Raw genomic sequence first — 22,046 nt, 5'->3', positions numbered from 1 at the left:
TCAGCTTTTTTGCTTGGCTTGAACGTCAATGGTGTTCTTGTCGGCAGCAGCCTGGTTGGCCACCTGACCCGCAGCCGCGTCGGTATTCTCAGGCGCGCCGCCTTCCTTGATACCGTCCTTGAAACCCTTGACGGCACCGCCCAGGTCGCTACCGATGTTCTTGAGCTTCTTGGTGCCAAACACCAGAACCACGATGGCCAGCACGATCAGCCAGTGCCAGATAGAAAAAGAGCCCATGAGAATCTCCTAAGAAATGCAAACCATTTTAGACGTGGCTTATGTCAGACAGACGGCAATAGCCCAAAAAGCCTGCTGCGCACGGCTTTATGCAGGCTTGTCAGACATCCGCGCGAGTGTGGGCTGGGGCTCAGCCTTTGAGCCAGGGGCGGGGGCCGCCCATGACGTGCAGATGCAGGTGATGCACTTCCTGCCCGCCTTCCGTGCCGGTGTTGACCACCACGCGGTAACCCCCTTCGGGGTAAGGGTTGCAGCCCTGCTCCAGCGCCAGCTTGGGGGCCAGAGCCAGCATGCGACCCAGCAAAGGGGCGTCCTCGGCTGAAACCTGAGCCAGCGAGGCCACGTGCTTCTTGGGAATCATCAAGAAATGCACGGGTGCGCCGGGATGGATATCGTGAAAGGCAAAGACCTCTTCGTCTTCATAAACCTTGCGGGAAGGAATCTCACCCTTGGCAATACGGCAAAACAGGCAGTTGGGATCGTGCATAGCCTCAAGAATACAAAAGTTCTACCCGGCATTGTCGTTGAAACTCAGTGTCTGCCTGACGCCTATATGCTGACGGTTGTCATGCAGCCAGCGTTCGCCCTGCTCCCGTCCCAGGGCAAACATCTCGCGCACCATGCCCATGTCGGCGCGGATCTTGCTCGAAGCACCAAAGCGTTTGAGCACGGCCCCGCCATCAATGCTGTGCATCAGCATATGTTTGTAGAGTGCGGGATCCAGGCGTTTTTGCTCCAGCATGCGCACCACGAACTCGATGGCCCGCAACTCGGCCAGCAAGCTGGCGTTGAAAGTAACCTCGTTCATGCGATCCATGATGTCGCTGGCCGTGGCCGGCAGCTCGTCCGAGTTCCTGGGGTTGATCTGCACCAGCAGAATGTCCCGGGTCTCGGTGCCGTAAATCAGCGGGTACAGGGCCGGGTTGCCTGAAAAACCACCGTCCCAATAGTGCTCGCCCTCGATCTCCACCGCCTTGAACAGCTGGGGCAGGCAGGCCGAAGCCATGATGGCATCGGCCGTCACCTGCTCGCCCGAGAAAATCTTGCCGCGCCCCGTGCGTACATTGGTGGCGCAGATGAACAGCTTGGGCACCACGGCCTGGTTGGCCGGATGCGTGAGCTGCTCGAAATCCACCACCCGCATCAGCAACTGGCGCAGCGGGTTGATATTGAGCGGATTGGTCTGGTAAGGCGACAGGAACTGGTTGAGCACGCCGCCTATCATTTGCACGCCGGGCAAAGGCACGCCCCAGAGCAGGCTGCCCATGCTGCCCACTCCCTCCCACAGCTCAGCCAGCGCCTGGCGCGCCAGAACACGCCCCAAGCGACGCGCATCTTCCACACGGCTTTCCTGTGCTGCCGCCTGGGCAAAGCCATGGGCCAGCACCACGGCATTCATGGCGCCGGCACTGGTGCCGCTGATGCCGTCCAGCACCAGCTCGTCGTCCTCGAGCAAAGCATCCAGCACGCCCCAGGTCAGGGCGCCGTGAGAGCCTCCGCCTTGCAAGGCGAGATTGAGGACGGTTTGCGAAGACGCTGATGCCATGGTGGTTTCCTCTGCACAAAGCTGTAACCCAACGGCACAAGCATGGCACAGCTGGCGGCGGCATGTGCGACTGCAGCAGTCGAGGGTTGCTGCGCTGCAACCAAAACAAAAAAGCCTTTGCGTCAAAACGCAAAGGCTTTGTCAGAAACGCGGGGTGCAGTTCAGGACACGATGGCGCGATTCTTGTTCATGGCCACCATGCCGCGCACGATGCGGTAGAGGAACCAGATGGAGATCAGCACCCATGCAGGGTTGAACAGGAACAACCCCAGCAGGAAGAAGGGGAAGGTCACCACATACAGCACCACCGCCCAGATCACGCTGCGGATACGCCACGAGAAATGGCTTTCCTGCCAGGTACCGCGCGCATCGTCACGCTTGACCAGATCGATGACCAGCGCAACCACCAGCAACAACACGCTGACCTGCGCACCCGGCAGCACGGCGGCCACGGCCACGATCAGATGCAGAACGTAACTCACCCAACCCCAGGCTTTCAGACCTTCGATCTCGGTCGATGTGCTGCTGTTCACATCCACGACGTCACGGTCATTCATCAGCTGCTTCCTTTCTCCTGCTCGGCACGATCCACTGCCTTGCGCAGGGCTTTTTCTTCCAGGCCACTGAGACCTTCGCGGCGCTCCAGCTCGGCAATCACCTGGGCCGGCGTCAGTCCGAAGTGGGACAGTGCAATCATGGAGTGAAACCACAAATCCGCAACTTCATAGAGGATTTTGCTGGCATCGCCGCCATGCTCTGCATCCTTGGCCGCCATGACGACCTCGGTTGCCTCTTCGCCCACCTTCTTGAGGAAAGCGTCAGGGCCTTTGTGCAGCAGACGGGCCACATAGCTTTTTTCCGGGTCGCCGCCGTTGGCAGGCTTGCGGCTTTCGATCACCGCAGCCAGACGGGCCAGGGAGTCTTGCGATGTGGGGCGGTTGTTATCAGATTGCATGATGCTTATTTATAGATGGAGTCCGGATCTTTCAAGACCGGCTCGACAGAAGTCCATTGGCCATCGCGCAGCACGCTGTAAAAGCAGCTGTGGCGGCCGGTGTGGCAGGCAATGCCGGGCTCGTGGCCGGTCTGCGTGACCTTCAGAAGAATGACATCGTTGTCGCAGTCGATGCGCAGCTCGTGCACGGTCTGGACATGGCCCGACTCTTCGCCCTTGAACCACAGCTTGCCGCGCGAACGCGAAAAATACACGGCGCGGCCCAGCTCGACGGTTTTTTCCAGCGCCTCGCGGTTCATCCAGGCGAACATCAGCACATCGCCGCTGGCTTTTTCCTGCGCGATGACGGGAACCAGCCCCTTGTCATCCCATTTGACCTGATCGAGCCAATTCATGAGCACATCCTGATTTCAGAGCTGCCTGCGCTTTCATCCATTGGATTTCAGGCCTAAAGAGCCTTGAAGTCCAAGAAACGCATGCGCATTCAGCTATGGTTTTAAAAATATCAAAGCCGCACCGGAATGCCGCGCGCGCGCATGCACTCCTTGGCCTGCTGCACCGTGTATTCACCGTAGTGAAAAATGCTGGCCGCCAGCACGGCATCGGCGCCGCCCAGCGTCACGCCGTCGGCCAGATCTTCCAGATTGCCCACGCCACCCGAGGCGATCACGGGCACGGCCACGGCATCGGCCACGGCACGGGTGAGCTTCAGATCGAACCCGCTCTTGGTGCCGTCGCGATCCATGCTGGTCAGCAGGATTTCGCCAGCGCCGCGACGCGCCATCTCGGCGGCCCACTGCACCACATCCAGCCCGGTGTTCTTGCGCCCGCCGTGGCTGTACACATCCCAGCCCTCGCCCACGGGCTGGCCGTTGGCACCCACGCGCAGCAGATCGTCGCCCTTGCGGCGCTTGGCGTCTATGGCCACCACAATGCATTGCGCGCCGTACTTGTCGCTGGCGGCGTTGATCACCTCGGGGTTGGCAATGGCCGCAGAGTTGAAGCTGGTCTTGTCCGCACCGGCGTTGAGCAGGCGGCGCACATCTTCCACCGTGCGCACGCCACCGCCCACGGTCAGCGGAATGAAGACTTGCGAGGCCACGGCTTCGATGATGGGCAAGATGAGATCGCGGCCGTCGCTGGTGGCGGTGATGTCCAGAAAGGTCAGCTCGTCTGCCCCCTGGGCGTTGTAGCGCGCGGCGATTTCCACCGGATCGCCCGCATCGCGCAACTCTAAAAAGTTAACGCCTTTGACGACACGACCTCCGGTGACGTCAAGACAGGGAATGATGCGTTTGGCAAGCATGAACAGACTCTCGGCGTAGCTAAAAGGCAAAGGCCAAAAGATACCACGCCCTCGCAGACCCACATTTCAAGTAACAGGTTCAAGCGATATGAGGCACAACGCAGGTCACGCAGGCTAGCCTGTTCAAGGGAGGCTGCCGACTCCTAGACGAAGACTCTGATGGCAAGCAGGCCTTCGCATGTGCAGACCTTTTTGAAAAGATTCCGACCAAGATCGAGCGGATGCGTGGGCAAAAAACTTCACCGCATTCGGCATGCCGATGTAGCCGCTATGCGATTATGCAGCAGTTCCTTGAAGTTTTTTCCTGATTGACCAGGACTCCCCTCATGACCCGCACAGCAATGCGACCTACATCTTCATGTCAAAAAACATGACGAAACAAATAACAAAACTATCACCAAATTGTAATGTTCGATTTTAAGAAAATAGCTAGGATGAAACAATAAAAGTACTCGATAGATTAACCCTATCAAGGAGGATGCTCTGTGAAAGCCTTGCTGCGAAGCTGCCTGATCTGCTGCGCCTTACTCGCCGCCATGTGGGCTCAAGCGGCCACACCTTCGGTAGCGGTTTACTACGGCAAGGACGCCACCATGAGCGAACTGGCCTTGTACGACATCGCCGTGGTCGAGCCAGAGCATGGCTACGACCCCGTCAAATTCAAGCAGACTTGGCCCAACAGCGAGCTGTATGCTTATGCATCGGTCGCAGAAGCAGGTGATGATCGCGCCTATCTTTCCAAGATTCCTGCCGCCTGGAAGATGGCGCGAAATGGTGTCTGGCAGTCGACCGTCATCGACCAGACTCCCGAGCAATGGCCTGCATTCTTTGCAGACGAAGTCATTGGTCCACTGTGGCAGAAAGGCTTTCGCGGCTTCTTTCTGGACACCATGGATTCTTACCGTTTGGCCGAAAAGTTTGACGAAGCCGCCCAGCAAGACGGTCTGGTACGTGTCATCAAGACGCTCAATGAGCGCTTTCCCGGCATCAAGCTGATTCTCAACCGTGGCTTCGAAATCGTTCCACGCGTCAAAGGTCTGATCCAGATGGTGGCCGCAGAGTCGCTGTTTCGCGGCTGGGATGCCAACCTCAAGCGCTATATCGATGTTCCCGCCAAAGACCGCGAGTGGCTGCTGTCACAGCTGCAAACCATCCGTGAGCGGGATAAGCTGCCTGTTCTGGCCATTGACTATGTGCCACCCCATGACCGCGATGCCACGCGTGCAACCGCCAAAAAAATTGCCGAACTGGGCATCATCCCCTGGGTTGCCGACTCAGTCTTGTACACACTGGGCATTGGTACGGTAGAGGCGCAGGCGCGCCATGTTCTGATTCTCTATAACAGTTCCGACTACCCAACTTTGAATGAGACAGCGGCACATCGTTTTGCGGAGATGCCACTCAATTACATGGGCTACATCGCCGATTACGCCGATGTGCGGAAAGCACTGCCCCAGAACATTACACGCGATCGATACGCCGGCATCATTACCTGGTTTGGCGGCTCTATTCCTGATCAGCGTGTCAAGGATGTACGCCAATGGCTGGCAAACCAGTCACAACAGAAAATGCCGATCCTGGTGTTGAACACTCCTGGTTTTGCTGTTGATCGCACCCTGCCCTTTGGGGTTCGCAGCTCAGAAGGAGCAGCCACGCAGCCGCTCAAGAAAGCAGCGCAAGCCAGCATCTATGGCTTTGAAATGCAGCCGTTGCCGCCGTCCTTCGACTACGAAGGTTGGACACTGGCTCCAGAGACTTTGCAAAAAAGCCAGCAATTACTGTCTTTTGATGATGCCAAGGGCAAGCGTTTTGTCTCTGCTGCCATCACCCCCTGGGGCGGCTTTGTGTTGATGCCTTACCTGATTGAGGAAGTACCAGGCACCAACCAGTCACGCTGGGTCGTCAATCCTTTTGCCTTGCTACAGCAGACACTGCGTCTGGCTGATTTCCCTATACCCGATGTGACCACGGAGAATGGCCGCCGTTTGTTGCTCGCACACGTGGATGGGGACTCTTTTCCCTCCAAGGCAGAAGTGCCCGGCTCGCCTTTTGCTGGCGAAATGCTGCGCCGTGAAATCCTGGAGCTCTATCGCATTCCCCACACTATCTCCGTCATTGAAGCGGAGATCTCACCTCAAGGACTGTATCCCCAGTGGAGCAAGCAGCTGGAGAGCATAGCCCAGCGCATTTTCGCCATGCCGCACGTCGAAATTGCCAGTCACTCCTACTCTCACCCCTTTTTGTGGGATCACGCTCCTCCCAGAGTTGGGAAAGAAGACAAAGAAGTTAATTTGAACCTCCACATCCCTGGCTACGTCATGGATTTGCATCGCGAAATCAAGGGTTCTGTTGACTACATCCAGAAAAACCTGGCGCCTCCGGGCAAACCTGTTGGGGTTTTTCTTTGGTCGGGTGACACCGCTCCCAGCGCCGAGGCTCTGGCTATTTCGGATGCAGCAGGACTTCTCAACCTCAATGGCGGCGACACATCAATCACCCGCAACAAGCCCTCGCTGACCGAAGTCATGAGCTGGGGCATCCGCAAAGGCGGGCACTTGCAGGTTTACGCTCCCATCACCAACGAGAACATCTACACCAATCTCTGGCATGGCCCGTTCTACGGGTTTGAAAAAGTCACCGAAACCTTTGAGATGACCGACTCGCCTCGTCGCCTCAAGGCCATCGATATTTACTACCACTTCTACTCTGTCAGCAAAGTCGCCAGCATCAAGGCCCTGCATTCTGCTTACAAGTGGGCTCTGAGCCGTGCTGTCAATCCGGTATTCGCTTCTGAGTACATACGCAAAGTACAGGACTTTTATGAGTTCTCCGTGGGCAAGGATGAGCACGGCTGGCGCATGCGTGGCCCCGGCCAATTGCGTACGGTGCGCCTGCCAGACTCGCTAGGCACTCCCGTCATGAAGGGCAGCATCAATGTTGCCGGTTATCAAAAAGGCCCCGATGGCTACTACGCACACCTGACTTCAAGCTCTGCACAAATGCAGACCCAGACCGTGGTAACGCCGCCCAAGCAAGCTTACCTCGTAGATGCAAATGCACGACTCAGCTCTTGGCAACCTCAAGCCGATGGCAGCGTCAGCTTCTCACTTCAAGGACATGTCCCCCTGGAATGGCGCATGTATCTCCCTCAGGGGTGCAGCTTGACCACGGCCCAGAACGCAGCGCCTAGCAGCGCCTCAAGCGATAGCCTCTTCATCCGCTCTTTCAGAAGTACTCAAACCAGTGCAAAACTCAAAGTCCAATGTCGTGCGCTCTGATCGCCCAACGACTGTCCTTCTGTGGTTGATCGCATTGCTTGCGGTGCTGATCGGCGGCGCACTCTGGTTGCTTTTCCCCAAAGCAGACCTGGAGCGTCAGCTCGCCAATACACAAGATGACTCTGAGCTGTCACTGAACTATCTGACGAACTTGCTGGAAAGCGACCCTGACAATGAACACCTCCTGTCATTGCTCAAAGCCAAACAACGGCGCCAGATAGAAATCAAGCGTGCGGCGGAAGTAGCCAGCACACAGTTGCTGCCCGACGCCTCTGCAGCGGCATGGAGCCACTGGGGAGGTCTTTATTCCCGCTACCAGGAGGTGGAAAAATACAGCTCCAAATCCACGCGTCAAATTGAGCAGCTTCGCCTTGAAGTGCTGGGGGCGATCCGCGCCATTCCGAGACAAGGCCTGAGCAAAGAGCAAACGTTTTATCTCGCCTCATCATCCTTGGCATTGCGTGATATTCCATTGGCCATGTCGCTGTATCAAGAGCTGGCCAGCATCAGTCCCGATACAGAGCAAAAGTCCAAGGTGTACGCCGACGCCTCTCGTCAGTTACTGGGTTTTTCACGGTACGAAGAAGCCTCACAACTGCTGCAAAGCGCCAGCAAGGCGACACAAGACCCCAGACAAGCCCGCAGCTATCTGCTTGAAGCCATGCGAGTGCTGCAATCCGCCAACCGAGCCAAAGATGCCATGGCTTTGGCTGAATCCAATGCCGAGACGCTGGGCAACGATCCAGAAACGCTGCGCACACTGATTGATCTGGCCCGCGCTGCCGGCAAGCCCGCTGCAGCCGAAAAGTACGTCAAGCAATTGCTCAAAATCACGCTTTTGCAGCAGTGGAATGCTCAGCAAACCATTGCCATAGCTCAGAACGATAACTCCCGACAGGTGTTTGATGATGGTGCTTGGTCCCTGCAATCAGCCATGTGGCAGGGTGCAGGGTGGAGCATGCAACACACAGCTGCGACAAGCAGTATCAAGTCCCCTCCCGGTACACCTGCTTTGCCTTTCGACGACAAGACATATCAGCTGGGTTATGACGTTTTCCTGGAAAACAGAAATCTGGAAAACGCGTGGCACGTTGCCCAAGCAGCTGTCAAACAAGCACCTCAAGATATTGCTTGGCGGGAGCGCCTGGCCAAAGTTTCTGAGTGGCTGGGGCGCCCCCAGGTCGCTCTGGACAATTGGCTGTTTATTGCCCAGACAACTCAACGCGAAGATGCTTGGCAAGCGGTCATGCGTTTGGCTCCTGGCTTGTTTGATGATCGCGCATTGATAGCAGGCATCAAACATCAGCTTTCACAACGCCCCAACGACCACGCCCTGCTGCGGTCTCTCATTCAGACTTATGAGCGACAAGGCAATCCTCAGCTGGCCATTGACTATCTGCAACACCATGCTCCCTCACCACAGACGCTGGAAGCGTTAGCACAATTGGCACAACGGGCAGGCCAGAACAAGCTCGCCCTGGCCACCTGGAAACGCTTGCTGCAAGATCCTGAACAGCGCATCCCTGCCAATGTCATGCCCGCAGCGGCCATTGCCCTGCTTGAAGGAGAGCCTGATCTGGGTCTCAAATGGTTGGAGGATGCCCAGTCGCGCGTACCCAAAAAAATGATTGATGAGGCCGATTACTGGCGCTTCATGGGCAGTCTTGCGCTGCAACAACGTGATGAGCGAGTCGCAACGCAGGCTTATCGCAAACTGTTGAGCGCCCAAAATGCAGACGTCAGTGACTATGACGCGCTGATCAATGTCATGCTGCGCAACAACCGGGATGAAGCTGCTCAGCTATCTCTGCGAGCATGGGAAAAATTTCATGACCTGCGGCACCTGACCCAAGCCTTCTATCTGTTGGAAGACAAGGAGGACTGGTCCCAGCTTGGCAAGCAATTGGAACAGGCGCTTGCCACTCCTGAAATTGCCGAACGCCTGCAAAAGCAAGCTGCGTTCTTCCATGTACTGGGTATGTACTACGAACGAACCAACCGTGCGGTTCAGGCACGTGATGCTTTCTTAAGCGGCTTGGCCCTGACGCCAGACTCTGTGCAGTTGCGACAAGCGCTGCTGTGGCTGCTCATTGATACCCGAGACGCCACCTCGCTGAAATCATTGCTGGCACGTGTCGAGTCATCTTGGGCCCAAGACTCCAGCATGCACAACGCACTGGCCGCCGCCAATCAAAGCCTGTCCAGGCCCACGGTGGCATTGCAACGTTATCTGCAACCACATCGTGCCGACAACAGCGACGATTTCCTGTGGATGATGAGTTACGCAGATGCACTGGAACAGGACCAGCAAGCCGATCTGGCCTGGCGACTGCGCCGTGAACTCTGGCTTCAGCAGCTGCAAAGAACACCTGCACCCAAGGGTAAAAATCCAACGCGTGAGTGGCTAACTCCTGAAGGCCTCAGCAAAGTACAGCAACAAGCCCGCAGCCGACTGCTGCTGAACCAGTCTCACGGCGATGACGAATTGACTCTCATGCGGGAACTTCTGCGTCAAGACCTTGTGTCTTCAAACCGCAAGGAATACTCAGCTGCAGCCACGGAACTGGCTATCGCCTGGTTACAAGACAGGGGCGAATACGCCGCAGAGCGAGGCTACCTGTGGCAACAATATGCACGTAGCCGCAGCAAGCAGGCCAACGCACCACTGTGGGCCCAGATCACAACGGCTCTGGCGGAAAAAGACACGGCTGAAGTAGGCGCACTGCTGGAACGCCATGGCGAAAACCTGCCTCGTAATGAATACATGAATGCCGCCGTAATGGTGGGAGACCTGCGTTTGGCCCAATCTGCAGGCTTTGAAGTCCTGGTAGATCAGCCCAACTCGGATGAAGCACATACCAGCCTGACCGAACAGTTGCTGGCGGTCAGCCACTTTGCCGAATATGGCATCACCCAGCGCCACCTTAATGGCATCAATGAGACGGCACAGTCATTGCGCTGGCATCAGCCCATCAACTCACGCTGGGCGCTGGAAGTGGAAGGCGATCATGTCCGGCGTTCCGTCAACAACAGCGACTTCGTGCAACGCCCCTCCTCTGAGCGAGGGGTCGGCCTGCAATTGCGCCGTGTCACGCAGTTTGCCAGCACCGATTTTCTGCTGGGTGAGCGCCGTAGCCTAGCCACCTACCACCCTCTGCAAGTCACGCATAGCCAGTCCTTTGGCAATCGCTGGACGATTCAGGGATCACTTGGCAAGAATCTGTCCATGCAAGACACGCTGGCCATGCGCATGGGAGGCATGAAGGACAGGGTGTCTACAGGCGCAACGTATCAATTCTCACGCCAGGATCGTGTGGGTCTGGAGTTTGCCGCTGAGCGCTACTTTGTTCAAGGCGGTGCGCGTGTTGGCTCAGGTCAGCACACCACGTTGCAATACACCCATACCTATCGCAGCGAAGCCCCAACCATTGAGTTCGGCGCCTTCACCTCATGGCACAGCTACAGCCGCACAGACCCCGCCACACTCACCGGTCGCGACTCCAATATTCTTCGTTACCTGCCAATTGGAAGCACAGCAGGCATGGATTACTTGCTGCCCAACAACTTCCGCTTTTCGGGCATTCAAGTTTCCACCAACATGCGTTACTCACAAGAGTACACACGTGCGCTACGTCCTTTTGCCAGCCTGGCTTTGACGAATCACAGCGTCAGCGGCTCCGGCTATGAAGTGCGCCTGGGCTTTGCAGGCAGCGTCCTGGGTGCGGATCACCTCATGGTCGGCCTCAACCTTTCCAAATCCGGCCTCAACAATACCGGTACCACCCGTGAACTGCAGCTCATCTACCGACTTCACTATTGAGATTTCAAGGAGCCAATCATGAACTTCACCCCTGCCATCGCATCTCGTATCCGCATGCTCGCTGGCATCAGTCTCCTGAGCCTCCTCGCAGCCTGCTCCACCATTGACCGCGGCAATTCACCCAATCTGGTCAAGGATGCCTCCTGGGCAGTTCTGCCCTTTGAAAATCACACTGAAACACCTATGGCAGGCAGCCGTGCCGAAAGTATTGCAACGGCCTTGCTGCAAGCGCGCGGCGTCAATTCTGTCAAACGTTACACGGGCAATGCCCAACAGGAAACGCTGTTTGACGCTCAGAACAGCAAGCGCCGCGAAGATGCCCTGGCCTGGGCCCGCAGTGAAGGTGTTCGCTATGCGCTGCTGGGTTCCGTGGAGGAGTGGCGTTACAAGGTAGGCGTTGATGGTGAGCCGGCCGTTGGCGTGGCTTTGGAAATTGTGGATACCAACGAAGGCAAGACCATCTGGAGCGGTACAGGTGGCAAGAGCGGCTGGAGTCGCGAAGCTTTGGCAGCTGTCGGTCAAAAATTGATCCGCGACCTGCTCGGCACCGGTATCGCTAACGCACGTTAAGCAACAGAATCCATCAGGACAGCAAGCTATGCCTTCCCAAGAACTGCCCATGCTCTCTTACGCACCGAACCCGGTGCAACGCGATGGCGTCTCCGGAGAGCTCAAAAGCTCTCCGCTTGGCAAACTCACGGTGACTAGCGAACGGCCTTGGATCATTGCTGCAGAAACCGTCCTGATTCCCGCCCTGGCCATACTGATTGGTTACTTTAGCAATCGCGCCGATCCTCTGTGGGTGCTTGCCGAATTTCCCTGGGCCTGGCTTGCTCCCATGGTGATCGCCTTGCGCTATGGTCCTATCGCCGGCGTTTGTGCTGCAGGCGTTTTACTCGCCGGCTGGGCTGGATTCAATCAACAAGACCTCGGCAACTTTCCTCAGCAGTACTTTCTCGGCGGCCTGATCATGGTCATGACCGTCGGTGAAGTCTCCAGTATCTGGCGCGCCCAGTTGCGCAGAGAAAAGACCACGCAGTACTACCACGACCAACGCATGGAGCAGCTGGTTCGTCAGCACTATTTGCTTCGTCTTTCACATGAACAGTTGGAGCAACAGCTGATAGGCCAGCCAGTTTCCATGCGCGATGCGCTACACCAGTTGCGTGACCTGAAGGGGGCCACCGGAGACGCTCAAACTCTGTTGAACCTGCTCTCTCAGTTCTGCCAGATCAGTGTTGCCAGCATTGTTCCAGTCAGGAACCTCCACATTGAAAATAAAGCCGTGGCGCAAATTGGCGGCGCCAGTGAATTGACACTAGGTGATGCGCTGGTGCAGCAAGCACTATCCACCCATGCGCTGTGCCACATATCACAGAGCCTGAGAGAAGCCCAAAACACTCGTTATGTGGTCGCGGCGCCCCTGCTAGATCTGGCAGGCGAGATGTACGGCATGTTGATCGTGGAAGAAATGCCGTTCTTCGCCCTGCAAGAGGAGACGTTGCAGATCATCAACCTCCTGCTTGGCTATTACACCGACAGCATCGCAGCCAACGACCTATCCCAACCATTGATCCAAGCTCATCCGCAATGCCCGCCGGCTTTTGCATTTGAGCTGCAACGCATGGGACATATGTATCAGTCCAGCCAACTATCCAGCATAGTTATGGCTCTGGAATTCACGCCCGGCGCCATCTCATCGCAAATGCCGCAGTTCCTCATGCGCCTGGAGCGCATGCTGGACCAATCGTGGTTGATTGAAGGTCCGAAAAAGCAGGTACTGGCTATTTTGATGCCACTGGGAACACAAGCGACCAGCGAAGGCTTTCTGCATCGAATCGAAGCGAGCTTGCAGCAGCGCGATATCAAATCGCTTAACGATGCAGGCATTTTCCCTCACACCCTCGCCATCCAGGGGCGCTCGTCCATGAGCATCCTTGACGAGCTTGCAAAAATCGCCCATGGCTAATATCAAGCTCGCCATTTCAGCGCTGCTGACTGAAATTGCCGCGTGGAGCAGTTTGCGAATGCTCCACGAGCATGCGGACAACGCGTTGCTGACCTATCTCGTGGCACATGCCCTGGCCAGCACCCTGTTTGCCTTTTGCCTGATGCCTTTGATCTCCGTACCTCGTGGTTTATCTCAACAGCGGCTGACTTTGGTAGCCCTCATCGCCCTGGTGTCGTTCGCGATTCCTATCGTCGGAATGCTTGGCTGCGTCGCGGCCCTCCTCGCCCTGCGCCGTTCTCACGGCAGGGACATGGGCCGCAAGTTTCCGTCCATGCAGCTTCCGGAGTTCGACCAGCACCAACTTAACAGCAACAGCCGCAGACAAACCGGCCTGAGAACCTTTTTATCCAACCCTGCGGCGCCAGTGGCATCACGCATGCGAGCCATGGTGGCCTTGAACAATGTGTCAGGACGCATTGCGTCTCCCATGCTGCGCACTGCACTCACCGATTCCAGCGATGACCTGCGCCTGCTTGCCTACAGCATGCTTGACAGCAAAGAGCAGCAGATCAGCCAGACCATTCACAGCGAACAACAAGCGCTTCAGCAAGCCATCGAAGCTGAAGGCCCGTCGCCACTGGGCCCTCGCGGCGTACAGGCTGCTTGGGCTTTGTCGGATCTTTACTGGGAAATGATCTACCAAGGTATCGCGCAAAGCGACGTGCGGGAACACGCCATCTTCCAATCACTGCACTACTGCCTCATGGCTTTGGAACAGCGCCCAAAAAACGCCTTGCTTCATTTGCGCAAAGGTCGCCTGATGCAGCTGACTCAAGACTATACGCAAGCCCAGAATGCTTACGAAATGGCCTTGGCGCTGGGTCTAGCTCCCACCCGCGTGATCCCCTATCAAGCCGAAATTCATTTCCTGCAGCACAACTATTCACAAGTCCAAAAACTCATGCACACGCTTGACGCCACGCAAGCACAGCCACGACTACGGCCTAGTATTCAATACTGGAGTGCAGCATGAGCGATACCCATCCCAAAGCCGAGCGGGCCGATATCGCGCTGCTGCTGGAAGGCACATACCCATATATCAGCGGAGGTGTCTCCAGCTGGGTGCATCAAATCCTCGCGGCCTATCCGCAGCACACATTTGCCATTGTGTTCCTGGGCAGTCGCCGCGAAGACTATGGCAATTTCCGCTACACCCTACCCGACAACGTAGTGCATTTCGAAGAGCACTACCTCTACGACAGCCTCAATAGCAAGCAGCAGCCTGAACCCACCAAAGGCAGCGCAAAGGACTTTGAGAAAGTCAAAGAACTTCTGCAGTCCTTTGAAACCTTTAACGACAGCAAGGAAGCACGACAGAAAATTTTGGCTGAAATCCAAGCCATCACACAGGAAATTCGCCCGCAGGGCGGCCTGCCCCTGAATGACTTCATGCACAGTGAGCAAGCATGGAATCTGATCCGCGACAGCTACCATCGCTACTGCACTGACCCGTCCTTCGTAGACTTTTTCTGGACGGTGCGCATCATGTTCAAGCCTCTGTGGCTGCTCTCGGAGATAGCCGAGAATCTGATCCCGGTGCGCGTGCTGCACACCGTCTCCACCGGTTACGCAGGCTTCCTGGGAGGTTTGTTGCACCACCAGCGCCAGTTGCCGCTGATTCTTTCCGAACATGGCATCTATACCAAAGAGCGCCAGATCGACCTGCTCAAAAGCTCATGGATTCGGGACAACCGCAACCTCTTTCAGCGCGATCCCATGGAGGTCTCGTTCTTCAGGCAGTTGTGGATTCATTTTTTTGAATGGATGGGTCGGTTTTGCTACGACGCCGCCAACCCCATCATTGCGCTTTATGAAACCAATCGCCTGCGACAGATCAGCGATGGTGCAGACCCCGAACGCACGCGCAACATACCCAACGGCATACGTATTGAGCGCTTTGCCCCGCTGCGCAGCATGCGCCCGCCGAACATTCCGCCCGTGTTGTGCTTGATCGGTCGTGTCGTGCCCATCAAGGACATCAAGACCTTTATCCGCTCCATGCGTCGCGTGGTAAACAGATTGCCTCGGGCGCAGGCATGGATTGCTGGCCCCATGGAAGAAGATCCGGCCTATGTGCAGGAGTGCCGCAACCTGGTATCGAGCCTGGATTTGCAGGAGCAGGTCAAATTTCTGGGCATGCAGCGTCTCGAAGAGCTCATGCCGCAAATTGGCCTGGTGGTTCTGTCCTCGGTAAGCGAGGCTCTACCCCTGGTCATTCTGGAAGCCCAGGCTGCGGGTGTTCCCATCGTCAGCACCGACGTAGGATCTTGCCGTCAATTGATCAACGGCCTCGACCTTGCAGACCAGGCACTTGGCAGCTGCGGCCGGATTGTAGGTATTGCCAACCCCGAAGCCCTGGCCGATGCATCACTGGAGCTACTAAGCAATCCGCATCAATGGCAGCAGGCCAGCGCTGCCGGTATTGCTCGTGTGGAGCGTTACTACACCGACACCTTGCTGTTTGAGCGCTATCGTCAAATTTACGATAACGCTCTTGAGCACTCCAGGGAGCCACGCTAATGGCAGGCATTGGATTTGAGCTGCGGCACATGCTGCGGAAAAACACGCTGACCAGCGTTTTTCAGGCCTACGCCTATGCCGGCGTCATTGGCTCCGGCCCCTGGGTTTTCTCCATCATCGGCATCTTGCTGGTAGGTGTTTTCAGCATAGGCGTGGTAGAGCCACCATTGCTGATCACGCAATTCCAGACATCCATCACCTATCTGGTTGCCTTCAGCCTGATTTTGACGGGTACCGCCCAGTTGACCTTCACACGCTTTGTCTCGGACCGCATCTTCCTCAAGCAGGACGAAGCCATACTACCCAACCTCCACGGCTTGCTGTTGATCGTGGTGGCTTTGGCATCCGTGCTCGGGTGCATCGCCCTGTTCTTCATACTGCCCGGTCAAAGCCTGATCTACCGCATCCTGATGCTGGCAGGTTTTGCACTCATGTGTATTGTTTGGATCATGGCCGTGCTGCTGTCCGGCCTCAAGCAGTACCGCGCCATCACCGCGCTGTTTGGCATCAGCTATGCCTTGATCGTGATTCTGGCCCTGCCGCTGCGTCACTGGGGTCTGGAAGGTCTGCTGGCCAGCTTTGTGACCGGGCACATCCTTCTGGTTGCAGGCATGTGGTCGTTGGTACTGAACAGCTTTCCTCTGGGTAAACGCTGGATCGCTTTTGACTTCACCAAACGCTCCATGATCTTCTCTTCGCTGATTGTTGTAGGCCTGTTCTACAACATGGCGATCTGGGCCGACAAGATCATGTTCTGGTACTTCCCGCCCACCTCCCAGCAAATCATTGGCGGCTTGCGTGCCTCGCTGATTTACGACATCCCGGTGTTCCTTTCCTACCTGTCGATCATTCCGGGAATGGCCGTATTTCTGGTGCGTATCGAAACCGACTTTGTCGAGTACTACGAAAAATTCTTCAATGCCGTGCGTGGAGGCGGCTCCCTGGAATACATAGAATCCATGCGCGACGAAATGGTCTATGCCATCCAAGCAGGCCTGGGCGAAATTGCCAAGGTGCAGACCATTGCCATCCTGATCACCTTTGTCGCCGGACCTTGGGTGTTGCAACTGCTGGGTATTTCTCAGCTGTATCTGCCGCTGCTGCATGTGCAAGTGGTTGGAGCAGGTCTGCAAGTGGCCGTGATGGCGGTGCTCAACATCTTCTTCTACCTCAATGAACGCCGCATCGTGCTCATGCTGTGCACCTTGATGCTGGTGCTCAACATCACCTTTACCGCCCTATCTCTGGCACTTGGCGCTGCCTTCTATGGCTACGGTTTCTGTATCGCCATGCTGATTACTCTGTGCGTGGGTCTGGTGTGCCTGACACGCTCCATGGACCGGCTGGAATACAAGACCTTCATGCTGCAATAATCCCAGCCGATTCATATCGACTTGCACAAACAACAAAGCACCAGAAATGGTGCTTTGTTGTTATGGATAAGAGCGTCAAAGGCATCTAAGTGTCTGCGCAGACTGCCAGCGCTGGCCGGGCGCCAGCACCACGGGCGTATCAATGGCTGCAGCCTCCACGCACAGCATTTGCCGGTAACCCTCGGGCTCCATATCGGCCAGCTGGGCACACAAGGTGGGGCCAGGGTTCCAGACCACGGTTTCGCTCCAGTCAGCATCCTGGGCAATCTCCAGCCAAGGCGTACCCGTCGTGCTCTGCAATTGCAGAGCCTGTGGCGGGCGTGGATAGACGCGGTCGGTTTCCACGCCAAAACTCAGCGGGCCTTGCTGCACAGGATGGGTGTCTGCCACCGCATCCCAAAACTGCAGTCCATCCAGTCCTTGCAGCTGCATCTGCTCCACCGGCAACGGCATTTGCAGATAGCTGTGCAAGGCGGCCGTGAACGGCAACGCCTGCCGGCCCAGGTTGTGCACCCTCAGCCGCACCGCCAATGCACCAGGGCGCAGTTGCACGCACAGTTGCGCTTCAAACTCGCGGGGCCAGACGGCACGGGTGGCCTCGCTGTCCTGCAGCGTCAGCACTAGCTCCAGAGCGCCATCGGCCAGCACCTTGACGTTCTGCGCCTCGGCGCTCCAGGCCATGCTGCGCGCAAAGCCATGCTTGACCAGCGGGCCGCGCTGGTTGAATTGGGGAAAGCAGACCGGAATGCCGCCGCGAATCGGCGTGTGCCCATCGTGTGCAGCCCTGGGGCTGAGAAACAGGCGCTGCTGTCCACCCGCATGCCAGGACAGCACTTGCGCGCCCTGCAGCGCAATCAATGCACTGTCGCCACCCGGCAATTGCAGCGCAATCGCGGGCAGCCCCTGCCAAGTGGTAGCTGTAGCAGTGGCGGCAGCCATTGCCACCGCCTGAGCAGCCGAATCAGACACCGGAGAGCTCGTCCGCGCGCTCCTGGCCTGTCGCAAAGTCCAGATCGCCGGTATAGATGGCACGACCGCAGATCACGCCTTCAACGCCTTCGTCTTCCACCTTGCAAAGGGCTTCGATGTCGGCGATACCGGCCAGACCGCCCGAGGCAATGACGGGAATCTTCAGCGCCTGGGCCAGCTTGACGGTAGCGTCCACATTGATGCCGGTCAGCATGCCGTCGCGGCCGATGTCGGTATAGATGATGGATTCCACGCCCCAGCCTTCAAAACGCTTGGCGGTTTCGATCACGTCCTGGCCGGTGAGCTTGCTCCAGCCGTCGATAGCAACCTTGCCGTCCTTGGCGTCCAGGCCCACGATGATGTGGCCGGGAAAGGCGGTGCAGGCATCCTGCAGAAAGCCGGGATTCTTCACCGCCGCCGTACCGATGATCAGGTATTCGATACCCAGATCGATGTAGCGCTCGATAGTGTCCAGATCACGGATTCCGCCACCCAGTTGCACGGGGATTTCACCGTTCACTTCCTTGAGGATGCTCTTGATGGCGCCCAGATTCTTGGGCTGACCCGCAAAAGCGCCGTTGAGATCCACCAGATGCAGTCGGCGTGCACCGGCATCCAGCCACTTGGCGGCCATGGCTGCGGGGTCTTCCCCGAAAGTGGTGGACTGATCCATATCACCCTGGATGAGGCGTACGCAGTGGCCGTCCTTGAGGTCGATGGCGGGAATAAGCAACATGATGGTGATGGGCTAGCAAAAAAGGCCTGGATAAACGGCCCGTGCACTGAGAAAAAACTTCAGGGCTTCCAGCCCAGGAAGTTGCGGAACAACGCCAGTCCCTGGTCCGAGCTTTTCTCGGGGTGGAACTGAGTTGCGAAAATATTATCGCGTGCGACTGCACATGCAAAGAGGCCGCCGTAGTCAGTCTGCGCCGCGCAATGCTGTGGCTGTTGCACCTGCGCATAAAAGCTGTGCACGAAATAGTAGAAGCTGTTGTCAGGAATCCCGCTCCACAGTGCATGGGGCTTGCCGCCCTGCGGCGTCTGCAGCACCTGATTCCAGCCCATTTGCGGCACTTTGAAGCGGCTGCCGTCGGCCTGGATGCGACCTTGCAGATCGAATTTGCGCACCCGGCCAGGGATCAAACCCAGGCCCGGCACATCGCCTTCGTCGCTGTGATCGAGCAGCATCTGCATGCCCACGCAGACGCCGAACAGCGGCTTGTTGGCCGCCGCATCCAGCACCGCTTCTTGCAGGCCGGATTCGCGCAGCTCTCGCATGCAATCGGGCATGGCACCCTGACCCGGCAGCACCACGCGATTGGCGGCGAACACGACTTCGGGATCGGCGGTGACCACCACCTCCCAGCCCGACGCGGCAGCGGCCGTGCGCACGGCCTGGGAGACTGAACGCAGATTGCCCATGCCGTAATCGACCACGGCCACGGTGTTGTTCTTCAAACTCATAGCAGCTACCGCTTATGGATGTTGGACTTGAAGGCTAAAACACTCAAAAATCAAAGCGCACCCTTGGTGGAGGGAATCACGCCGGCCATGCGCTCGTCACGCTCCAGCGCAAAGCGCAGAGCACGGGCAAAAGCCTTGAAGATGGTCTCGCACTGGTGATGAGCGTTGAAGCCTTTGAGATTATCGATATGCAGCGTGACGCCCGCATGGTTCGAAAAGCCCTGGAAGAACTCGTACACCAGTTGCGTGTCGAGCTGGCCCAAGCGGCCCGAAGTGAACTTCACATCCATGTGCAGACCGGGGCGGCCCGAGAAATCGATGACGACGCGGCTCAGCGCCTCGTCCAGCGGCACATAGGCGTGGCCGTAGCGGCGTATGCCTTTTTTGTCACCTACGGCCTTGGCAAAAGCCTGGCCCAGGGTGATGCCTATGTCTTCCACCGTGTGGTGGCCGTCGATGTGCAGATCGCCTGCACATTCGATGTCCATGTCGATCAGGCCATGGCGGGCAATCTGGTCGAGCATGTGATCCAGAAAGCCAATGCCCGAGTTCAGCTGCGCCTTGCCACTGCCGTCAAGGTTGATGCGCACGGCCACGCGGGTTTCGGCCGTGTTGCGCGTCACTTCAGCGGTGCGCGGCAAGTCATGCGGGATCGAGGGGACGATGTTGTTCATAGGGATTCCTTCAACGCCGCCAGCATCTGGGCGTTTTCTTCGCGAGTGCCCACGGTCAGGCGCAGGCAGTTGACCAGCAGCGGATGCATGGCCGAGACATTCTTCACCAGCACCCCACGCGCCTTCATGGCGATCTGGGCCTGGCCTGCATCTTTGACGCGCAGCAACACCATATTGGCTTCGGAGGGCCAGACTTTTTCCACACCGTTGATGGCCTTCAAGGCATCCACCAGAGGCTGGCGCTCGGCACGGATGGCGGCCGCCTGCTCGGCATAGAGCGACTCGTGCTCGAGCGCAAAAATCGCCGTCTCGCAGTTGAGCACGCTGATGTTGTAAGGCGGGCGCACCTTGTCGATTTCGTTGACGATGGCTGCCGGGCCGATCAGATAGCCCAGGCGGGCACCGGCCAGACCGAATTTGCTCAGGGTGCGCATCAGCAGCACATGGGCGTTGCGCGCCGGCTCGGCCTGCATGCGGGTGATCCAGCTGCGGCTGGCAAAAGGCTGGTAAGCCTCATCCATCACCACCAGACCGCCCACATCAGCTACGGCGTCAATGATGGCCTGCACCTTGTCCTCGGCCCACAGCGTAGCCGTGGGATTGTTGGGATAGGCGATATAGGTGATGGCCGGCTTTTGCGCGGCGATGGCGGCTTTCATGGCCGGCACGTCGAGGTCGAAGTCGGCCGTCAGATTGACGCCCACAAAGTCCAGTCCCTGCAGCTTGGCGCTCAAGGGATACATCACAAAGCCCGGCATGGGCGCCAGCATCTTGGCGCGGCCGCCTTCGGAGGGCTGAGCCGTGGCCAGCGCCAGCAAGGTGATGATTTCGTCCGAGCCATTGCCCAGCAGCACGGCCGTGCCCGCCGGTGCGCCGGCATAGTCGGCCAGCATCTGCTTAAGCACTTCCAGCCGTTCGCCCGGATAGCGGTTGATCTCCAGACCGCCCAGATGCGCCCCCAGTTTTTGCTGCAGCGCTACAGGCAGACGGTAGGGGTTCTCCATGGTGTCCATCTTGAGCAGGCCTTGAGAAGCTTGCACATGGTAGGCCTGCATGGCGCGCACATCGGCGCGAATGCGTTGCAGGGCCTTGGATTGGGGGTCTTGAGAAGTCATGGGTTTCACTCTTTCACGCGGGGCAGGAGTTGGCCTTTGTCGGTCACTCAGGTCTCATTGTCTGCGGGAGCTGCCTGCTGCAGCGGATGCACCATCGTCACGCCGCCAAACTCGGCCCCATGGGGCAGGTGCAGACTCAGCATATGGCTGCAGCCGCTGTGCTGGGCACAGGCCACCGCCAGGCAATCGCCAAAAGCCAGCTGGTGGCGGGCCTGCACGGCCCAGGCGGTCTCCAGCGTGGCGGCATCGGTCTTCCACGGCGTCCAGGTCTGGTAACGGCGGATGGCAGCGCGCGCATCGCCCTGAGGCATGGGGGCGGCGGCGGTGGTCACCTGGTCGTAGAACTCCACCAGCGCCTGATTGCCGGTGCGGCCGCTACGCGTGCGCCACAGCGCATCCAGCCAGCCCAGGCTGGCCTCATACAGCGCACCTGCGGCCACGTCCTCGGCGGCTATCAGCACCGAGGTATCGACAAACACCATGCTCATGGCCGTCATGCCGACACTCCAGACTTTGGCTGTTTGGGGTCTGCAGCCCTTTGAACACTTGCGCTACGCGCTACGGAACTGGAAGCAGCAGCCGATGCTGCCGACGCCTTCCAGCTGCGCTCATCCGTGCGCCAGGCCAGATAGGCGCGCTCGTAGGAATCCTCGCGGCGCTGCATCTCGGCCATAAAGTCACCCAGCATGCGCGAAACACTGGTGCCGCGCCGCGCCGCTTCGACCCGCGCCCACTCGAGCACGCTGTCTTCCACAGTGATGGTGACGTTTTTCATGCT

General features: G+C 57.7%; 21 protein-coding genes. 7 read left to right on the top strand and 14 right to left on the bottom strand.

The features are described from left to right. The 7 genes from tatA to hisF all read right to left on the bottom strand — a co-directional run bounded on the left by tatA (nucleotide 1) and on the right by hisF (nucleotide 4,044). Nucleotides 1-237 (bottom strand): Sec-independent protein translocase subunit TatA, encoded by a 237-nt coding sequence (tatA, locus tag ACNAZA_RS01235; RefSeq protein WP_120966370.1) that lies wholly within the window; start codon nucleotides 235-237, stop codon nucleotides 1-3. Between the two features lie 130 nt (nucleotides 238-367). After that, a complete protein-coding gene (locus ACNAZA_RS01230; protein ID WP_415794582.1) occupies nucleotides 368-724 on the bottom strand; it encodes a histidine triad nucleotide-binding protein in 357 nt (118 codons plus the stop codon). 21 nt (nucleotides 725-745) lie between these two features. Next, on the bottom strand, nucleotides 746-1,783 hold the full coding sequence (locus ACNAZA_RS01225; RefSeq protein WP_415794581.1) for a patatin-like phospholipase family protein: 1,038 nt from the start codon (nucleotides 1,781-1,783) through the stop codon (nucleotides 746-748). A gap of 161 nt (nucleotides 1,784-1,944) precedes the next feature. Then, on the bottom strand, nucleotides 1,945-2,340 hold the full coding sequence (locus ACNAZA_RS01220) for a DUF4870 family protein (protein WP_415794579.1): 396 nt from the start codon (nucleotides 2,338-2,340) through the stop codon (nucleotides 1,945-1,947). Further along, nucleotides 2,340-2,738, bottom strand: a complete 399-nt coding sequence (locus ACNAZA_RS01215; RefSeq protein ID WP_120966366.1) for a phosphoribosyl-ATP diphosphatase — start codon at nucleotides 2,736-2,738, stop codon at nucleotides 2,340-2,342. Before ACNAZA_RS01215 ends, ACNAZA_RS01220 begins: the two co-directional genes overlap by 1 nt. Before the next feature lie 5 nt (nucleotides 2,739-2,743). Further along, on the bottom strand, nucleotides 2,744-3,133 hold the full coding sequence (hisI, locus tag ACNAZA_RS01210; protein WP_415794578.1) for a phosphoribosyl-AMP cyclohydrolase: 390 nt from the start codon (nucleotides 3,131-3,133) through the stop codon (nucleotides 2,744-2,746). Nucleotides 3,134-3,243: 110 nt separating this feature from the next. Next, the gene (gene hisF / locus ACNAZA_RS01205; protein ID WP_415794577.1) at nucleotides 3,244-4,044 is read right to left on the bottom strand and encodes an imidazole glycerol phosphate synthase subunit HisF; all 801 of its coding nucleotides are present in this window, start codon (nucleotides 4,042-4,044) and stop codon (nucleotides 3,244-3,246) included. Nucleotides 4,045-4,529: 485 nt separating this feature from the next. On the opposite strand from hisF, the gene ACNAZA_RS01200 reads away from it, so the two are divergent. From ACNAZA_RS01200 to pelG, 7 genes are read left to right on the top strand one after another with little or no spacing between them, the layout of a single operon-like run. Continuing rightward, nucleotides 4,530-7,322: a bifunctional glycoside hydrolase 114/ polysaccharide deacetylase family protein gene (locus ACNAZA_RS01200; RefSeq protein ID WP_415794575.1), complete on the top strand. Its 2,793-nt coding sequence runs from the start codon at nucleotides 4,530-4,532 to the stop codon at nucleotides 7,320-7,322. Beyond that, nucleotides 7,288-11,142 (top strand): tetratricopeptide repeat protein, encoded by a 3,855-nt coding sequence (locus tag ACNAZA_RS01195; RefSeq protein WP_415794574.1) that lies wholly within the window; start codon nucleotides 7,288-7,290, stop codon nucleotides 11,140-11,142. The genes ACNAZA_RS01200 and ACNAZA_RS01195 overlap by 35 nt, the downstream gene beginning before the upstream one ends. Before the next feature lie 18 nt (nucleotides 11,143-11,160). Beyond that, on the top strand, nucleotides 11,161-11,712 hold the full coding sequence (locus ACNAZA_RS01190) for a penicillin-binding protein activator LpoB (protein ID WP_415794573.1): 552 nt from the start codon (nucleotides 11,161-11,163) through the stop codon (nucleotides 11,710-11,712). Between the two features lie 28 nt (nucleotides 11,713-11,740). Further along, entirely contained in the window at nucleotides 11,741-13,111 is a 1,371-nt protein-coding gene (locus tag ACNAZA_RS01185) for a PelD GGDEF domain-containing protein (RefSeq protein ID WP_415794572.1), read from the top strand. Then, nucleotides 13,104-14,126, top strand: a complete 1,023-nt coding sequence (locus tag ACNAZA_RS01180) for a hypothetical protein (RefSeq protein WP_415794571.1) — start codon at nucleotides 13,104-13,106, stop codon at nucleotides 14,124-14,126. Before ACNAZA_RS01185 ends, ACNAZA_RS01180 begins: the two co-directional genes overlap by 8 nt. Further along, the gene (gene pelF, locus ACNAZA_RS01175; RefSeq protein WP_415794570.1) at nucleotides 14,123-15,673 is read left to right on the top strand and encodes a GT4 family glycosyltransferase PelF; all 1,551 of its coding nucleotides are present in this window, start codon (nucleotides 14,123-14,125) and stop codon (nucleotides 15,671-15,673) included. Before ACNAZA_RS01180 ends, pelF begins: the two co-directional genes overlap by 4 nt. Beyond that, nucleotides 15,673-17,046 (top strand): exopolysaccharide Pel transporter PelG, encoded by a 1,374-nt coding sequence (gene pelG, locus ACNAZA_RS01170; RefSeq protein ID WP_415794569.1) that lies wholly within the window; start codon nucleotides 15,673-15,675, stop codon nucleotides 17,044-17,046. The genes pelF and pelG overlap by 1 nt, the downstream gene beginning before the upstream one ends. 75 nt (nucleotides 17,047-17,121) lie before the next feature. Here pelG and ACNAZA_RS01165 read toward each other — a convergent pair whose 3' ends face one another. Genes ACNAZA_RS01165 through ACNAZA_RS01135 form a run of 7 tightly spaced genes read right to left on the bottom strand, consistent with a single transcriptional unit; the run spans nucleotide 17,122 to nucleotide 22,043 of the window. Then, nucleotides 17,122-17,985, bottom strand: a complete 864-nt coding sequence (locus ACNAZA_RS01165; protein ID WP_415794568.1) for a D-hexose-6-phosphate mutarotase — start codon at nucleotides 17,983-17,985, stop codon at nucleotides 17,122-17,124. 22 nt (nucleotides 17,986-18,007) lie between these two features. Continuing rightward, nucleotides 18,008-18,751 (bottom strand): 1-(5-phosphoribosyl)-5-[(5-phosphoribosylamino)methylideneamino]imidazole-4-carboxamide isomerase, encoded by a 744-nt coding sequence (hisA, locus tag ACNAZA_RS01160; RefSeq protein ID WP_415794567.1) that lies wholly within the window; start codon nucleotides 18,749-18,751, stop codon nucleotides 18,008-18,010. Nucleotides 18,752-18,810: 59 nt separating this feature from the next. Next, nucleotides 18,811-19,479, bottom strand: coding sequence for an imidazole glycerol phosphate synthase subunit HisH (gene hisH, locus ACNAZA_RS01155; protein WP_120966355.1), 669 nt, complete (start codon nucleotides 19,477-19,479; stop codon nucleotides 18,811-18,813). A 50-nt stretch (nucleotides 19,480-19,529) separates the two neighbouring features. Then, nucleotides 19,530-20,153, bottom strand: a complete 624-nt coding sequence (gene hisB, locus ACNAZA_RS01150) for an imidazoleglycerol-phosphate dehydratase HisB (RefSeq protein ID WP_120966354.1) — start codon at nucleotides 20,151-20,153, stop codon at nucleotides 19,530-19,532. Then, a complete protein-coding gene (hisC, locus tag ACNAZA_RS01145) occupies nucleotides 20,150-21,268 on the bottom strand; it encodes a histidinol-phosphate transaminase (RefSeq protein ID WP_415794566.1) in 1,119 nt (372 codons plus the stop codon). Before hisC ends, hisB begins: the two co-directional genes overlap by 4 nt. Before the next feature lie 47 nt (nucleotides 21,269-21,315). After that, nucleotides 21,316-21,765: a PIN domain-containing protein gene (locus ACNAZA_RS01140; protein ID WP_415794565.1), complete on the bottom strand. Its 450-nt coding sequence runs from the start codon at nucleotides 21,763-21,765 to the stop codon at nucleotides 21,316-21,318. Next, nucleotides 21,762-22,043: a hypothetical protein gene (locus tag ACNAZA_RS01135; RefSeq protein ID WP_415794564.1), complete on the bottom strand. Its 282-nt coding sequence runs from the start codon at nucleotides 22,041-22,043 to the stop codon at nucleotides 21,762-21,764. The genes ACNAZA_RS01140 and ACNAZA_RS01135 overlap by 4 nt, the downstream gene beginning before the upstream one ends. Between the last annotated feature and the right edge of the window lie 3 nt (nucleotides 22,044-22,046).

It is taken from the genome of Comamonas aquatilis (assembly GCF_965139575.1).
GTDB lineage: Bacteria > Pseudomonadota > Gammaproteobacteria > Burkholderiales > Burkholderiaceae_C > Comamonas > Comamonas aquatilis.
The sequence above is the reverse complement of the archived record's forward strand: the minus strand, read 5'-3'. Positions and strand labels throughout refer to the sequence as shown.

Excerpts from the sequence above, each read along its gene's own strand:
- tatA (WP_120966370.1), bottom strand. The coding sequence starts at position 237 with ATGGGCTCTTTTTCTATCTGGCACTGGCTGATCGTGCTGGCCATCGTG.
- ACNAZA_RS01230 (WP_415794582.1), bottom strand. The coding sequence starts at position 724 with ATGCACGATCCCAACTGCCTGTTTTGCCGTATTGCCAAGGGTGAGATT.
- ACNAZA_RS01225 (WP_415794581.1), bottom strand. The coding sequence starts at position 1,783 with ATGGCATCAGCGTCTTCGCAAACCGTCCTCAATCTCGCCTTGCAAGGC.
- ACNAZA_RS01220 (WP_415794579.1), bottom strand. The coding sequence starts at position 2,340 with ATGAATGACCGTGACGTCGTGGATGTGAACAGCAGCACATCGACCGAG.
- ACNAZA_RS01215 (WP_120966366.1), bottom strand. The coding sequence starts at position 2,738 with ATGCAATCTGATAACAACCGCCCCACATCGCAAGACTCCCTGGCCCGT.
- hisI (WP_415794578.1), bottom strand. The coding sequence starts at position 3,133 with ATGAATTGGCTCGATCAGGTCAAATGGGATGACAAGGGGCTGGTTCCC.
- hisF (WP_415794577.1), bottom strand. The coding sequence starts at position 4,044 with ATGCTTGCCAAACGCATCATTCCCTGTCTTGACGTCACCGGAGGTCGT.
- ACNAZA_RS01190 (WP_415794573.1), top strand. The coding sequence starts at position 11,161 with ATGAACTTCACCCCTGCCATCGCATCTCGTATCCGCATGCTCGCTGGC.
- ACNAZA_RS01185 (WP_415794572.1), top strand. The coding sequence starts at position 11,741 with ATGCCTTCCCAAGAACTGCCCATGCTCTCTTACGCACCGAACCCGGTG.
- ACNAZA_RS01180 (WP_415794571.1), top strand. The coding sequence starts at position 13,104 with ATGGCTAATATCAAGCTCGCCATTTCAGCGCTGCTGACTGAAATTGCC.
- pelF (WP_415794570.1), top strand. The coding sequence starts at position 14,123 with ATGAGCGATACCCATCCCAAAGCCGAGCGGGCCGATATCGCGCTGCTG.
- pelG (WP_415794569.1), top strand. The coding sequence starts at position 15,673 with ATGGCAGGCATTGGATTTGAGCTGCGGCACATGCTGCGGAAAAACACG.
- ACNAZA_RS01165 (WP_415794568.1), bottom strand. The coding sequence starts at position 17,985 with ATGGCTGCCGCCACTGCTACAGCTACCACTTGGCAGGGGCTGCCCGCG.
- hisA (WP_415794567.1), bottom strand. The coding sequence starts at position 18,751 with ATGTTGCTTATTCCCGCCATCGACCTCAAGGACGGCCACTGCGTACGC.
- hisH (WP_120966355.1), bottom strand. The coding sequence starts at position 19,479 with ATGAGTTTGAAGAACAACACCGTGGCCGTGGTCGATTACGGCATGGGC.
- hisB (WP_120966354.1), bottom strand. The coding sequence starts at position 20,153 with ATGAACAACATCGTCCCCTCGATCCCGCATGACTTGCCGCGCACCGCT.
- hisC (WP_415794566.1), bottom strand. The coding sequence starts at position 21,268 with ATGACTTCTCAAGACCCCCAATCCAAGGCCCTGCAACGCATTCGCGCC.
- ACNAZA_RS01140 (WP_415794565.1), bottom strand. The coding sequence starts at position 21,765 with ATGACGGCCATGAGCATGGTGTTTGTCGATACCTCGGTGCTGATAGCC.
- ACNAZA_RS01135 (WP_415794564.1), bottom strand. The coding sequence starts at position 22,043 with ATGAAAAACGTCACCATCACTGTGGAAGACAGCGTGCTCGAGTGGGCG.